Source organism: Gemmatimonas sp. (genome assembly GCF_031426495.1).
GTDB lineage: Bacteria > Gemmatimonadota > Gemmatimonadetes > Gemmatimonadales > Gemmatimonadaceae > Gemmatimonas.
Window position 1 is genome coordinate 1 of sequence record NZ_JANPLK010000072.1, and the last position, 13706, is coordinate 13706.

The window sequence follows — 13706 nt, forward strand, 5'->3', positions numbered from 1 at the left end:
CATGATCGTGATGCACGTCGGTCGCGGCAGCGGCCTCCTTACCGCGTTCAATGGCTGCGTTGTGCACCATGGTCTCAGCGTTGAGGCCATGCGGTGGCTCGAGCGCCACGGCTACCTGCCGGGATCGGATCTCGATCTCGCCGCGTAGTGCGGTGACGTGCTAGCTGCGATCCCCCCGTGCCAGCTGATCGGTACGGGGGGTTCGCTCTGGCGTCAGCTAGACTCGCTTCGTCGCGCCATCCAGGCTTGGTATTACCTGGCGCGCGCCGGACGTGCAGGTGGTAAGCCCTTCGAGAAACGCCATGATCGGGGGGCGATCACGCGGAAGGAGTTGGCGCGATTCAGGCCCGCACCCCCACACCGTCATGACAGGCGTCGGGCGGGGACAGCGTGGGCTGTGCGCGCGCCACACGCTTCGTCAGTGTCTTCACTCGCGACTCGAGGTCCGCGCGAATCTCCGCAAGGCACTCCAGCTCAGCGTCCGTGTACAGCGTCCCATCGCGGCGGGGCTCGCCATCACACCCGCGCAACACCGCATCGAGCTGGCGTCGCAGCCGGACCAGCTCGAACGCGGGGCGCTCGCGTCCGAGCTTATCCACCTGCCCGGCGATGTACCGTTCGTATCGTGCCGTCAGCACGCGCAAGCGATTTTCGGCCGCGATCCGACGCACAGAGCGCGTGATACTCGCGTCGAGGCGCCTGCCGTGTTGCCGGCGGTGTACAGCTGTCCCTGATCCGGGGCCCGTGGGGAACGCAGCCTCTTCGGTGCGTTTCGTCTGTTCGGCGGCATCTATCGCATCGATTTCGGCCGCAAGCTTCGCGATTTTGGCCGCCAGCTTGATCGCATTGTGGTCGGTGGCGTACTGGGTCTGGTTGTCTAGCATGGTGGGGGCGCATGCTGCCTCGGCAGCGGTGACATGCGCAGCCTACCAGTCCCGCGCGCATCCGCCCACACATCGCACACACCCCCAAAAAACGCCGAGGGGCCCCCGAATTCCGCAGAGACCCCGCCACCCCTCTCCCGGTCTCTCAGGCCGGCCCTACAGTTTCGCGAGCTGCTGGAGCGCCCAGGCGGTCAGCTCCGGTGGCGCCCCCGCGCTGGCGACCACCAGGGTGAGCGCCTGCCGTCGGGGCGCCACCGGCAGGGCTAGAACATCCGCCTCGTACGCGGCTCTCAGGATCGGGATCTGGGTGGCGTCGTAACGGAAGTCCCGCCCGGCCGAGGCCGCGTACGCCTGCCGATGGGCGGTGCGGATCAGGTCGGCGGCGAGCTGTTCCGACGAGTCGTCTGGTCCGGTCATGTCCAGAATGTAGGGCGCCAGGCCAGACCCCGCCAATGGCCCGCCCAGCGTCGGTGGGTACCACGGGCTGATGCTATTGGTATCTGACGCGACCCACCCGCCATCCCGTATCCCACAATGTGATCTCTACAGCGCCGGTCTTCTGCTCATCCCACTTCCATCCAAGCGGCTCCGCCCACGGCCCCATCAGAGCCCGCCACGTGAATGTCGCCAAGTAGTGCTGCGCATCGATGCGCCGGATTCCAGTCACCTCTCCCATCACTGGTCGTTCGACACAAACGTATAGCCAATTCACCTCGCCACTGGGCGTGCGATCCACGAGCGGGCCGCATTCATTCGCCGCGTACGGGGGTGGGTGGAACCGTGGCAGGGCCTTCGCCTTCGCTGTGTACGTCAGGACGCATGATGGTTTGCCGTCGATGACAGTGTCCTTGTCGGCCAGAAACCCTTCGCGATACATCACGGCGTAGAGGCGGGCGATGTAGTCGTCGCGCCACTGTGGTTTCTCCGCGGCCACCACTGGCTTGCAACGGCCAAAAAGAGCCCCAAGCTTGGGCATGTTCTCATAGCTGCCGGGCTTTGCAAGATCGGCGGCTACCTGCGTGAGCACCCAGGCACGAGTCGGTGGAGCCTGCGCGGGGACCACAGCGGGGGCGGCGATGGCGAGGACAGCGAGGGACGCGAACATGCGCGCAACAGATTGCATAAAACTCCGATTGGGGTTGTCCGAGTGGGGCCGATTGCGCGCCGCAATACCCACGTCGGCGCGCGATATTCTTCTCACGTGGCGAGACAAACCGTTGCGGCGGGATATCCTGAGGTGGCCAGGGCTCCCAGCGACAGAGGCCGTCCCGCCAGACGTTCAGCTCCTCGCGCCAAGGCGGCGTCCAGTGGGAGGTCCTGTAGCTCCGCCCAGAGCACGCCGGCGCGCGAGTCGACGTCGGTCGGCATGTCCGGCGCGGGCCACTGGACCCTGAAGTAGCGGCGGCGCGTAGTTAGCAGAGGTCAGCATTCCGGGGTTGCAGGGCGCAGGGCAGGACATCGCGCCGGTAGGCAGAAAGACCCGCCGAGACCGGGGTTAGCATGGGGTTAACGGAGGGTTCATTCCCGGCCCCGACCGTCACGCTCCCAGAGGGGAAGCGCAATACAGCGCTAGCCTTCCAAGCTTGATGTCGCGGGTTCGAGTCCCGTCTCCCGCTCTGTGAAGATTGTCGATTCAGCATCGTGCGAACCGCCGGCTCCGATCTCATCGGGCCGGCGGTTTGTCGCTTGACGAGACTGGGAGCGCATTAACGCATTGAAGGAGGCCGGATCCTCGCGTCTTCAGCGTCCCCGCTATGCTAGCCTGTCCACGCGCTGCCGGCTGGCTCGCCACCGCGCTCCGCACGCCCATCGCGATGATCGCCGCCACCCTTGCCTTCGCAGCCGGTGGATCAGACAGCACCGGTCCACGGCAGGTCGGTTGCGGCACCATTCCCGCCGGTACTGTGACCGCCACGGTGGACGGTGAGCCCTTCACCGCCTCGCTGCTCGCCCAAGCCACTAGCTAGTACATCACCGAGAACGGCCCCAACGTGGTGCAACGCACCGGCGGCGAATGTCGGTCTGCCGCTGTCGCTAGTCGACAAATCCTGATCACCCTCGATCGGCTCATTCCGATCACGGCGGGAACACACCAGCTCGACTCGGCCGCCCAAGGAATATCCGCTGGCTCCGGCTACACCGGCATCGGGCAGTTGTCGGTCGCACCGAATCAGTGGTACACGAATCTGAGTGACGCAGCTGGTCCGGGTTCCGGATCGGTCACGTCCACGATGATTTCGGCGACGCGCATCGGTGGCACCTTCCAACTGGTCAGCGTCGACAACAGCGCCAACGCGGCGAGCGCGCGCCATCCCCTCTCACGTGCATCGCCTCCGCACAGGGCTTTGTCTCGGGACCGATCTCGTCCGGTCTCGGCTTCGATCGCTTTTTGTCCGACTTTGCATATCCGGGGGTGCGTACGACTAATCGGTCACGCCCGGCGCTACCGCACCGGCGGCTTCTTCTTCTTCTTTCCCGACAGCGCGTCCAGAATTCCCTTCGCCGCCTTGTTGGCGGCGTCGCTGCCGGCCGCCTTCACCGCATCACCGGCTGACGGCGTCACATCAGCGATCTGCACCGCGAACTCGCGTCCGGTGCGGACCTGTCGGCTAGGGGTGATTTCGAGCTGCACCAGAGTGGCGTTCCACGTAAACGACGTGCCGCGCTCGGCTCGCCCAGCATCAAAACGCGTCACATTGAACGTGGCGTTGCGCGATTCGCCGGGACGCAGGGCGAACTGCGGATCGGCCGCTTGGCCGGTCACCACGCCGATACCGCTCGCACTCACGTCGTGCGTGCCGGCGCGCCCGAAATAGTAGCGGTTGCCGAGGTTGTCGATCGCGCCACTCGACGTGCCCTTGTAGCCGATAATGATTGGATCATTCGACATGTTGCGTACACGGACATTCAAGCGCACGCCGTGGTAGCGCCCGTTGCCAATATCGCCGGCGCTCATCTGCACGATGTCCACCCGCACGGGTCCACTGGCGTAGCACCGCGCGACTCCCGCGCACACATCGATCTCGTCGGCCATGGCAACCTGCGTGGCGCCCGACATCGCGGGACCGCTCGGTGTTGGCGTCGGTGCCGCTGGCGCGCCCGCCGTCGCAACCGCCGTCGCGCTCGCGTTGCCATTGGCCATCTGCGCCGTCGCGCCCTTGCCATCGAAGCCGGTGAAGCGCAGTGCGTGTTCACGCCCAAGTCGCCACTGATTGCCGGCAATCGGGTTGATCTCGCGCAACGCGATATCCATGGCGTATGTCGTGCCCAGAATGACATTGCGAGATGCCGGACGGTACAGGAATTCCACGCGAGCGTCGGCGCGCTCGCCCGGTTGCAGTTGGAACTTCGCATCGAAGCTGTTGCTGGTTATCAGTCCGATGCCGCGGACTGATTCGGCGCTGGCCACTTCGTAGCGGTTGCCCTGGTCGTCGGTGACGACGCCGGATCCCGACAGATAGCCGAGTGTCAACGGACGCGGCGTACGGTTCTGAATGCGGATCGTGGCTGTGACCACACGGTTCGCGCCCGATACACTGGTGCGAAAGTCAGACACGACGGCCGTCAAGTTCGTGGTCTCGTAGCAGCTGGCTTGACCGGCGCACCCCGCGCTCTGCGCGCGGAGCGGCCATGCGGTGGCGACAGCGACGATCGCGGCCGCGGTGAAGAGCTGGTATCGCATGGTTCAGTCCTTGTAGGCGAGAGGGAAGGTGTGCAGTCGATCAGCGCGACTGTGTGGCGATCCACGCGGCGTCGGTCAGTTGCAGCGTCACGCGAATGCGAGGGGCGGCATTGAGGCTGCGTGACATCAGGTCCTCGTCTTCGTTCCACGTGGCGGTGAGCGCATTGTGCGGACCGCTTCGCAGGTACGCCGTCGTGCTGTCTGTGACGGGTCCCCACGCCAGCGTATAGCCGGTGCGCTGCACGGCGTTGGCCACCGGACCGTAGCGCTGCACTAACACGTTCCGGAACGTTTCGCCGTCGATGAAGGGGAACAGGCGCTCGATACGGATCGAGCGGACGATGCCGTCACGGTCGAGGAACGCGGTGGCGCACACGGCGCCGGCCTTCACCCGTCCGCGTCCGGGCATTGATGAACAGCCCATCTCGTTCACGACGATCACACTCGCGAATCCGGTATAGCCGTTGTCCTGCGCCGCACGACGCGCCGCTTTGCCGAACAGCCGTGACGCGGCACGTTCGAACAGATCGCCGTCGGTCCCCACGCCAAGTCCGGCAACATCGGTCGTCGCGATATCAAGCGCGGTAGGACGGCTTGCCGTCGGTGTGGATGCGGACAGCGCCGGTGAGAAGAGCTCGCTCTCCTGTCGATCGCGTACGTGCACCTCGACCAACTCGGCACGCACAACGCGCGCGCCAGTCACGGCGCCACTCGGATCACCTTGGCCGGTGACGCGGAACGCGATATCGGTGAGCACGCCGCGTCCCTGCGCGCGCAGCGATTCATCGAATGGTCGCGCCGCATCCTTAGGCATGTTGATGAAGCGCGCCGCGTCGGCGTTGGAGAACACGACCCGATACTCCTCACCGAAGACCTGCAACGGCAGAAACGTCCCGGGCTCGAAGAAGTGCACAGAGAAGCGCTGCTGTTCGTGGTCGTACTCCGACACATTGTCGTTCACGCGCACGCGAAACGTCTCGGTGGTGGGCAGGGCCGCGAGTCGTTGTTCCAGTCGCTGCTGCCACACTCTGGCCGAGTCGGGCCGATCGAACGCCGGGAGTTGTTGCAGTGCCGTGTTGCGAGCGGTCACACCGGCTGCATCGAAGGGCATTCGCGCCACCTTGTGCCACGTCAGCACCACCGCTTCATCGTCGAATTCCGGAGGTGCTTGCCTGAGGCGTACGCCGCTCGCGGCGGGGGAATAGCTGGCCCACTTCGCGGTCTGCCGACCGTCATCGAACTTCGTGTCGGCGGTTGCCGCGCTGGCACCGCGTTGAACGGACAGAGGGACCGTCGCCCCGCTCGGCAGATGCAGCACCAGCGCACTGTCGCTCCGGTCGATCGTGGCCTGCGCGCCGTTGGGCAGGGCCAGTGACCACGTGCCGTTCGACTGCCGCTCCATGCGCCGTCGCGTGGTCCCGGCGTACGCATCGTCGCCGTCGGTGAGCAGCACGTGGGCGCCGTACACCATCGCCTCCAGCGCCGCGGCGGCGGTGGCCCGATTCTCTGGTTGGGAAATCGTCCAGACGGTGCCGTCGTCGGGTAGCGCGCTCGCCACGTCGACAGCGGGGGCACGATCGCCGCCGCAGGCCAGCGCAATCGCACAGGCGAGCCCGACCATAGAGGCCTCATTTGGTCGAACTGGTTGCGACCCCCCCGAACGTGGTGATAGCCTCTTCATACAATTCGTCCGTGTCGGCGCCGTCGAGGCTGAGAGCAGCCAGAGCACGCTGGCGCGTACACGCGTCTCCGCTCCGCATTGCGCAGAATCCGCTCAAACCCCGTCATCCGGCCTGCATGACTCTTTCGGACGTGCACCGCGTACCTGCGAATGATCCGGATTCTCGCGCCGAGCTCGACCATCTCTTCAGCGTGACGTACGAAGAGCTGCGTCGCCTCGCCTCGAGTGTGCGGCGCAGTGATCCCCGCGCGTCGATCACACCCACCGCGCTGGTGAACGAGGCCTGGCTTAAGCTGGCCGGTTCTCCCGAGATAGCGCACACCTCGCCGATGCACTTCAAACGCATCGCCGCGCGCGCCATGCGACAGGTGCTCATCGAAGCCGCTCGGCGTCGTCAGGCCGGCAAACGCGGCGCCGACGAACTGCATGTCACCTTCGATGATGCCGTGAATGCCGTCGCGACCGACGCTGAAGGGCTGCTCGCGCTCGACGACGCCCTCACGCGTCTCGCGGCGCAGGCGCCGCGTCAGGCGCAGTTGGTGGAGAGCCGGTTTTTCGGCGGCCTGAGTGTGCCCGAAACGGCCGCCTTGCTCGATGTGAGCGAATCCACCGTGCTGCGTGAGTGGCGCTTGGCTCGCGCGTGGCTGGCGCGCGAACTGGCGGTCGACGCGTGAGCTGGGAGCGACTGCAAGCCGCCTTCGACGCCATCATCGACGCGCCCGCGCCGCAGCGCGACGCCATGGTGCGCGACGCGTCGAACGGCGATGCCGACTTCGAACGAGAACTCCGCGAACTGCTCGCCGCCGACACCATGGGCTTGCCGTTGCTGGATCGCAGCAACGCCGAGTGGGCATCGGCGCTGCTGAGTGACACCCCGTGGCCCGACGGCGAACTGCCGCAGTTCGGACCGTATCGCCTGCTACATCTGCTTGGGGAAGGCGGCATGGGCGTGGTGTATCTCGGTGAGCGTGTCGATGTGCAGCGCAAGGTGGCCGTCAAGCTGCTGCGTGACGCGTGGTTGTCGCCGGCGCGTCGCGCTCGCTTCACGACCGAGCAGCGGGCACTCGCACAGTTGGATCATCCCAACGTAGCGCGCCTCTACGACGCCGGCACTCTCGCCAACGGCACGCCGTGGTTCGTGATGGAGTACGTCGAGGGCGTGCCGTTGCACCGCTACTGCGAGGCGAACGGGTGCACGGTGTCGCAGCGGCTCCAACTCTTTCGCGCCGTCTGCAGCGCCGTGCAACACGCTCACGACCAGGCCATTATCCATCGCGATCTCAAGCCGTCGAACATTCTGGTCACGGCCGACGGTACGGTGAAGTTGCTCGACTTCGGGATCGCCAAGCAGATCGGTGACGAGCTGCGCGACACCGATCGCACGCACACCGGCCTGCGTATGATGACGCCAGCCTACGCCGCGCCTGAGCAGGTGCGCGGTGAACGCGTGGGTGTGTTTACCGACGTATACGCGCTCGGTGTCGTGTTGTACGAGCTGCTGGCGGAGCGACTGCCGCTCGACCTCTCGTCGCGCACGCCGGGACAGGCCGATGCCATGATTCTCGACACCGATCCGCAGCCGGTGTCCCGCGCCGCATCCGCGCAGCGGGCAACGAGCTCGACCTCGCTGCGGCACAGCGAATGGAACGATCTCGATGTGCTGTGCATGACGGCCATGCACAAGGATCCATCGCGTCGATATCGATCGGTCTATGCGCTGTTGCGCGATGTCGATCACTTCCTGGCCCGCGAGCCGCTCGAGGCGCACCCGGATGCACTCTCGTACCGCGTGAGCCGCTTCGTGCGTCGGCGATGGCGCGAAACAGTAGTCGTAGCGGCCTTGCTGCTGGTGGCCACCGGTGCGGCCGCGACGTACACCGTACGCGTGGGGCGCGCCCGCGATGCGGCCGTGCGCGAAGCCGAGCGTCGCACCCGCTTGCAGGAGTTCATGCTCGCGCTGTTTACCGGCGGCGACGAGGCGGGGCCGGCCGACAGTTTGCGCGTGGTCACGTTGGTGGACCGGGGCGTACAGGAAGCGCGCATGCTCGATGCCGACGCCGCCGGACAAGCCGATCTATATGCGACTCTGGGCCGGGTCTATCAGAAGCTGGGGCGCTTCGACCGCGCCGATACCATGCTGCAGGCGGCGCTCGCCGCACACACCAAGGCTCGGAATGGAGACTCGTTCACCCGCGCGGCGCTGCTGCTTACGCTGGGTGATCTCCGCATCGATCAGGCGCTGCTGCGCAGCGCTGATACCGCCCTCACGCAGGCATCCGCCCTGGTCGCGCCGCGTGTGGCGTCACGCGCCGCGGCACGCGATGACAACGCCGCGCTGCTCCACGCGCGCATTTTAGGCACGATCGGCCGACGGCAGGAAGAGCAGGGACTCTACGACTCGGCCACGGTCACACTGCAGCAGGCGGTCGCACAGTATCCCGCCAGCAACCGTGATCCGTCAGAACGGGCGTCGCTTCTGGGCGAGCTGGCGAACGTGCACTTCTATGCGGGCCGCTACGCCGAGAGCGATTCACTCAATCGCCTCGTGCTCGCGACGCAGCTCGCTCGATCGGGCGAACGGCATCCCGCGGTGGCGGAGGTGTACATCAATCTCGGCGCCACCGAATTCGAGCGCGGGCGGTTCACCGAGGCTGAGCGCTGGTACCGCAAGGCCATCGACATCGATTCCGCATTTTACGGTGCGGCGCACTTTCGCACGGCGGCGCATCTGTCGATGCTGGGTCGCTCGCTCGTGTCGCAGGAACGATACGACGAAGCCACCCACGTGTTGCAGCGGGCGTTGGCCATTCAGGCGGCAACGTTCGGTAGCGCCCATCCGCGAGTGGCCAGTGTGCTCAATGACCTCGGCAACGTGGCGCTGAAGCACCGGGCCTTCGACAGCGCCGACGCCTACTTCACGCGTATGGCGCAGGTGTACGGCGCCGCGAACGGCGACGCGCATTTCACGGTGGCCGTCGCCCTGTCCAACCGCGCCACCGTGTTCAACGAGCAGCGGCAATACGCCCGTGCGGAAGCGATCTATCGCGACGTCGTTCGTCGCTTCACGACCGCGCAGGGACCAGCGCATATGAACACCGGTATCGCCCGCATCAAGCTTGGGCGGTCGCTGGTTCGCCAGCAGCGCTGGGCCGCCGGTGCGGCGGAGTCGGAGGCCGGCTACGCGATTGTGGCCCGGCAGGCCGAACCCGGCGTGAGTTTTCTGCAGGCGGCGCGCAAGGACATCGCCGAAGCTTTGTCGGCGCTCGGTCGTCCCGCGCAAGCGGCGAAATGGATGAAGGAGTGGGAGGCCAACGCGCCACCAAAGCCGTGAGCAAGGAGTTGCCGAGGACCTCGAATTCGTCAGCGCTTCGCCTCTCACGGATGGCGCCGCCCTGTGGGGGTGCCCACACCGTGCGCAGGTCGCTCACATAGCTCAGTCGGCAGCGCACATCCTTGGTAAGGCCGGATGCTAGCTTGCGCGAGCTGTGCCCCAACGACCGGAACCGTCAATCCGACCGACTTTCTGCTGCGTTGGGTCCCGCTACCGGGCGGGATGTGAAATCCAACGGCGCACGCTTTACGTTGACAACGTAAAGGAGTGAACTACGTTCGCTGTATGGCGACCCGAACTGACTGGATTCAACGCGTCTGCTACATTGCTCTTGCGGCCGGCACGTATGTCGCTTGCAATCGATTACCGGAACTGCCCCGTAATGGGAGTGGGGTCTCTTCTGTGACGCAGGGCACATCGAAGGTTGGTACATCGAGCGATTCGGTGAGTTCGTCGGCGCCGCTGCAACTCGAAGTCGTCGGTGACGCGATCACCGCTGCGGCCGGCGCGTCGTTCACGGTGCTGGTTCGGCTTCGGAATGTCGGGCGGACGCCGGTGGAGTTGATGTTCACCAGTTCGTGTTCGTTTGGCATCGTCATCGCGACGAGCGACGGTCGGGAGCTGTCTCGTCCGGAGGCGCTTTGTCTCAGTGTCATTCGAGAACCAACGCTCGCGTCGGGCGAAGTGCTCGACGGATCGGTCGAGTATACGCTTGGTGAGCCAGGGGTCGTTTCGCTCGCGCGCGGCGCGTACCGAATCACACCGCGACTGCTGTCGATCAGCGACGTCGCGGTGACCGCGCGATCGGCTCGTCTCGACGTACGTTAGCAGTCAACCGCCACTCGTTCGACAGGAGGTCGTCGCAGATGCCATTCCATCGGTGGGTGTCGGTCGTGCTGGTCGCAGCCAGTGTGGCCTGCAGCGGTGAGGAGGTCACGAACAGCGGCGGGGCGGCTGACGCGCTCGTGGTGCAATCGCTAGCGCGCCCGGCATCCGTGACGGTTGCGTCGCCGTTCGATGTCGAGCTCACGGCGACGAACGTGACAGCCGCCCCCATCACGTTCACGCTGTCGAGTGGCTGCGCGTTCGCCTACGAGATTCGCGCGTCGGATGGGCGCGTCGTCGCGGCGCCCACTTACGCTTGTACGGCTGTTCTTCGATCCGTGACGCTTTCGCCAGGTCAAGTGCTGCGCGAGACATATCAATACCCCGCGGGCGAGGTGGGCTTTCCGCGGCTGCCGATCGGAACGTATCGGGTCGTGCCGACGGTCAACGCGGGGCCGATCCGCGGGCTCGTCACTCGCGCGGCGGATCTGACAATCCGCTAGCCTAGCGCGGGCAATGATCTGGGTTGTTGCACTGTCGCATCATCTGGTATGGCGGCCGTGCCTCAGATTGTTGGGGCAGGCAGTATTGAATTTTTTTAATGTATATGTGGGACATGGTGTTAACGGCTGAACCCGCCACTGGTCCCTAACTTGCTCGCCTCGGTCTCGCCGACGTCAGCTTTGGCGTTGCCCCCCCACCCTCCCTCCCCTCCGGAGTTTCAATGCTCTCATGTGTCGGCGCAGCCGCGCGCCGTGCTTTCGTTCTCTTTCCGTTCATCGGGACGGTTGCCGCCGCGCAAGCCACCCTCGGGGGCGTCGCGCTCCGGGGCACAGGCGTCGGTTTCAACATCGTGGACAACGCCTCGCGTTCGTCCTCGATCAACATTTCCGGATTTTCGGATGTCATCGGGCCGACCGTCAACAATCAGTCGGTCGTCATCCGCTTGAACAACCTGACTCACACGTGGGTCGGCGACCTACGGATGCGCGTGGACTTTCTGTCGGCCGCGCTGGGCACCACGACGAGTTTCGTCATGATGAATCGCCCCGGGCTCCAGACAGTCGCCGGTGGTTTCAGCGACAACTTCGTCGGCAACTACAGCTTCGGTGAGTACGACGACGCCAGCGGCCTCTTCACGACCGATCTCATCGACTTTATGGCGTTCGGCCCCAGCGCCAACGTTCCCAGCGGTAATTATTTCGCCTTCGACGGACAGGACTACAACAGCCCAGGTGAGAAGTTCAATGGACTAAATCCCAACGGAACGTGGTCGTTGCACATTGAGGACTTTGTCACTGCTGATGCGGGATCCGTCGTCAGCTGGGATCTCGCTTTCAATGTCAACGTGCCGAACACCACCGTGCCGGAGCCGTCGACCGTCGCCCTCATGGCTGTGGGTCTCATCGCGCTTGGCGGTGCAGCGGCACGTCGCCGTCGCACCGTCTGACGGTCCGTTTTCGCGACCTGATTTCCCCTCCCCCTTCTCAGCGAGAACGACATGTCCAAGATGTTTGCCCGGCGTAGCGCCGTGGCGCTCAGCACGCTGCTCGTCATCGGTTGCTCGTCCGACAATCCGGCCGTCGAGTCGATCGCCGGCGCCGATCTGCAGGCGCCGCGTCTCAGTTCCAGCCAACTCGAAGATCCGAATGGCGTGATTGTCACGGTCACTGCCATGGGAGCCGACGGCAGTGTGCCGCTCAACATTCTCGAAGAGCTTCAGCGACAGGGTGCGCAGGTGTCGTACGTCGACCCGTACAGCAAGGTCGCCGTGGTCCAGGGACTCCGCGACGAAATCGCGATTCGGGGCTTGGAGTCGGTGAAGGAAGTGTTGCCGAACCTCGGGTTCACGCTGCATACCGACCAGAGCGGCGCGAGCTTCTACGCGACGCAGCAGCAGAACCTGCCGCTCATCCGCGCGACCAATGCGTGGGCGACGTCGTTCAGCGGCGCTGGAACGAACGTCTGCATCATCGACTCCGGTGTCGATGACACGCATCCTGACCTGGTGGGCCGAGTCTCGAAGGCCATCTCGTTTCTCGACGTCGGCGACGGCGCAGCCAATGCAGACGGCAACGGTCACGGCACGCATGTTGGCAGCACCGTGTCCAGCAATGGACTCGGCATCGCGTCCGTCGCATCGGACGCCACGTTGATGAATGCCCGCGTGTTCAACGCGGCGGGCGGCGGCGCGACCACGGCCCGCATCTTGTCGGCGATCCGTTGGTGTGGCCGCGAAGGTGCCCACGTCATCAACATGAGCCTGGGCTTCGGCAACGGGCTCTCGCTCACCGATCCCACGGTTGCGCTGTTCAAGGCGGCCATCGATGAAGTACGTCTCGGAACGGACGTGGTGAATTCGGGTCCGGGTGGCGTCGTGGTCGTGGCATCGGCCGGCAACAGCAACCTCCGCTTCCCGTCGCAGTATGCCATGCCGGTGCCGGGTGGCATCGACGGTGTCATCATGGTCGGCGCCACTGCTCGTGGCAGCAACACTCGCGCGATCTACTCCAACCGCGGTCGTTCCGTCGACTTGTGGGCACCGGGAAGCAACATCCTCGCCGTGTGCTCGACCTTCACGACCAACTGCCTGGGCGGTACGATCCGTCAGCGGACGGGCGTTGTGGGTAATCCTGGTCGCTACATGGAAATTAGCGGCACCAGCATGGCGGCTCCGCACGTTGCGGCCGTTGCGGCAATTGCCTACGGCCGTCTCGGCACGACCCGCACTTCGACGCAAGGCGCCCGTATCGAAGCGTGCATGCTGACCAAGGCCCGCGTCACCGGCCAAGTGCAGATTTTGCCCGATCCGGCTGGCTCACGTGTCGACGCATTGCTCGCTGCGACCTCGCCGGACTGCTGATTCGCGGTACGTCGGTCATCGGTACGGCACGGGGCTTCGGCGATTTAGCCGAGGCCCCGTGTTTTTTGTTCGTGGCGGGTATTCGAGGATCACAGAGATATCGTCCGTATTGTGGCCGCCGGCGATCAGGCGCGCCACCCCCGCCGTGTTCTCGCGCGACCAAACAGTCCGGGTATGCGGGCATCCGCACGCTACTTCGGCGTGAGTGACCCGCTGACCTCGACGGCCGCTCCGTTCATGTCGAGGTCATGGCGCGTGCGGGCGACGGTCATGTTCACGGACATGCGCGTCGGTGCCGTGTTGACCTTCAGTTTTCCGCGAACATCGTCGGCTGACACTTGTGCCGTGTCGCCAACCGCAGGGTGACGCGATGCGCCCTGCGCCAGCGCCGATCGCGCGCCAGGCAGCCAGGCGTTCACTTTCTCGCCGAACGTTGAGCC

Annotated in this window: 13 protein-coding genes; 7 read left to right on the forward strand and 6 right to left on the reverse strand. The window is 65.3% G+C overall.

What is annotated here, in order from left to right:
- Window positions 1–341 precede the first annotated feature (341 nt).
- The 3 genes from RMP10_RS17715 to RMP10_RS17725 all read right to left on the reverse strand — a co-directional run bounded on the left by RMP10_RS17715 (window position 342) and on the right by RMP10_RS17725 (window position 1989).
- Window positions 342–884, reverse strand: a complete 543-nt coding sequence (locus RMP10_RS17715; protein WP_310571476.1) for a hypothetical protein — start codon at window positions 882–884, stop codon at window positions 342–344.
- Window positions 885–1040: 156 nt separating this feature from the next.
- The gene (locus RMP10_RS17720) at window positions 1041–1301 is read right to left on the reverse strand and encodes a hypothetical protein (protein ID WP_310571477.1); all 261 of its coding nucleotides are present in this window, start codon (window positions 1299–1301) and stop codon (window positions 1041–1043) included.
- Between the two features lie 73 nt (window positions 1302–1374).
- Window positions 1375–1989: a hypothetical protein gene (locus tag RMP10_RS17725; protein WP_310571478.1), complete on the reverse strand. Its 615-nt coding sequence runs from the start codon at window positions 1987–1989 to the stop codon at window positions 1375–1377.
- Between the two features lie 649 nt (window positions 1990–2638).
- Between RMP10_RS17725 and RMP10_RS17730 the strand changes: the two genes are divergently transcribed.
- Window positions 2639–2851: a hypothetical protein gene (locus RMP10_RS17730; RefSeq protein WP_310571479.1), complete on the forward strand. Its 213-nt coding sequence runs from the start codon at window positions 2639–2641 to the stop codon at window positions 2849–2851.
- 476 nt (window positions 2852–3327) lie between these two features.
- Here RMP10_RS17730 and RMP10_RS17735 read toward each other — a convergent pair whose 3' ends face one another.
- Entirely contained in the window at window positions 3328–4566 is a 1239-nt protein-coding gene (locus RMP10_RS17735; RefSeq protein WP_310571480.1) for a hypothetical protein, read from the reverse strand.
- 40 nt (window positions 4567–4606) lie between these two features.
- Window positions 4607–6187, reverse strand: coding sequence for a DUF4852 domain-containing protein (locus tag RMP10_RS17740; RefSeq protein WP_310571481.1), 1581 nt, complete (start codon window positions 6185–6187; stop codon window positions 4607–4609).
- A gap of 191 nt (window positions 6188–6378) precedes the next feature.
- Between RMP10_RS17740 and RMP10_RS17745 the strand changes: the two genes are divergently transcribed.
- The 6 genes from RMP10_RS17745 (at window position 6379) to RMP10_RS17770 (ending at window position 13266) form a co-directional block, all read left to right on the forward strand.
- Window positions 6379–6921, forward strand: a complete 543-nt coding sequence (locus tag RMP10_RS17745; RefSeq protein ID WP_310571482.1) for an ECF-type sigma factor — start codon at window positions 6379–6381, stop codon at window positions 6919–6921.
- A complete protein-coding gene (locus RMP10_RS17750; protein WP_310571483.1) occupies window positions 6888–9578 on the forward strand; it encodes a serine/threonine-protein kinase in 2691 nt (896 codons plus the stop codon). Before RMP10_RS17745 ends, RMP10_RS17750 begins: the two co-directional genes overlap by 34 nt.
- Before the next feature lie 444 nt (window positions 9579–10022).
- A complete protein-coding gene (locus RMP10_RS17755; RefSeq protein ID WP_310571484.1) occupies window positions 10023–10406 on the forward strand; it encodes a hypothetical protein in 384 nt (127 codons plus the stop codon).
- Window positions 10407–10444: 38 nt separating this feature from the next.
- Entirely contained in the window at window positions 10445–10906 is a 462-nt protein-coding gene (locus tag RMP10_RS17760; protein ID WP_310571485.1) for a hypothetical protein, read from the forward strand.
- 221 nt (window positions 10907–11127) lie between these two features.
- Entirely contained in the window at window positions 11128–11853 is a 726-nt protein-coding gene (locus RMP10_RS17765; RefSeq protein WP_310571486.1) for a PEP-CTERM sorting domain-containing protein, read from the forward strand.
- Between the two features lie 51 nt (window positions 11854–11904).
- Complete coding sequence (locus tag RMP10_RS17770; protein ID WP_310571487.1) at window positions 11905–13266, forward strand: S8 family serine peptidase; 1362 nt, start codon at window positions 11905–11907, stop codon at window positions 13264–13266.
- A gap of 191 nt (window positions 13267–13457) precedes the next feature.
- On the opposite strand, the gene RMP10_RS17775 is transcribed toward RMP10_RS17770, so the two are convergent.
- Complete coding sequence (locus RMP10_RS17775) at window positions 13458–13685, reverse strand: hypothetical protein (protein WP_310571488.1); 228 nt, start codon at window positions 13683–13685, stop codon at window positions 13458–13460.
- Window positions 13686–13706: the final 21 nt, after the last annotated feature.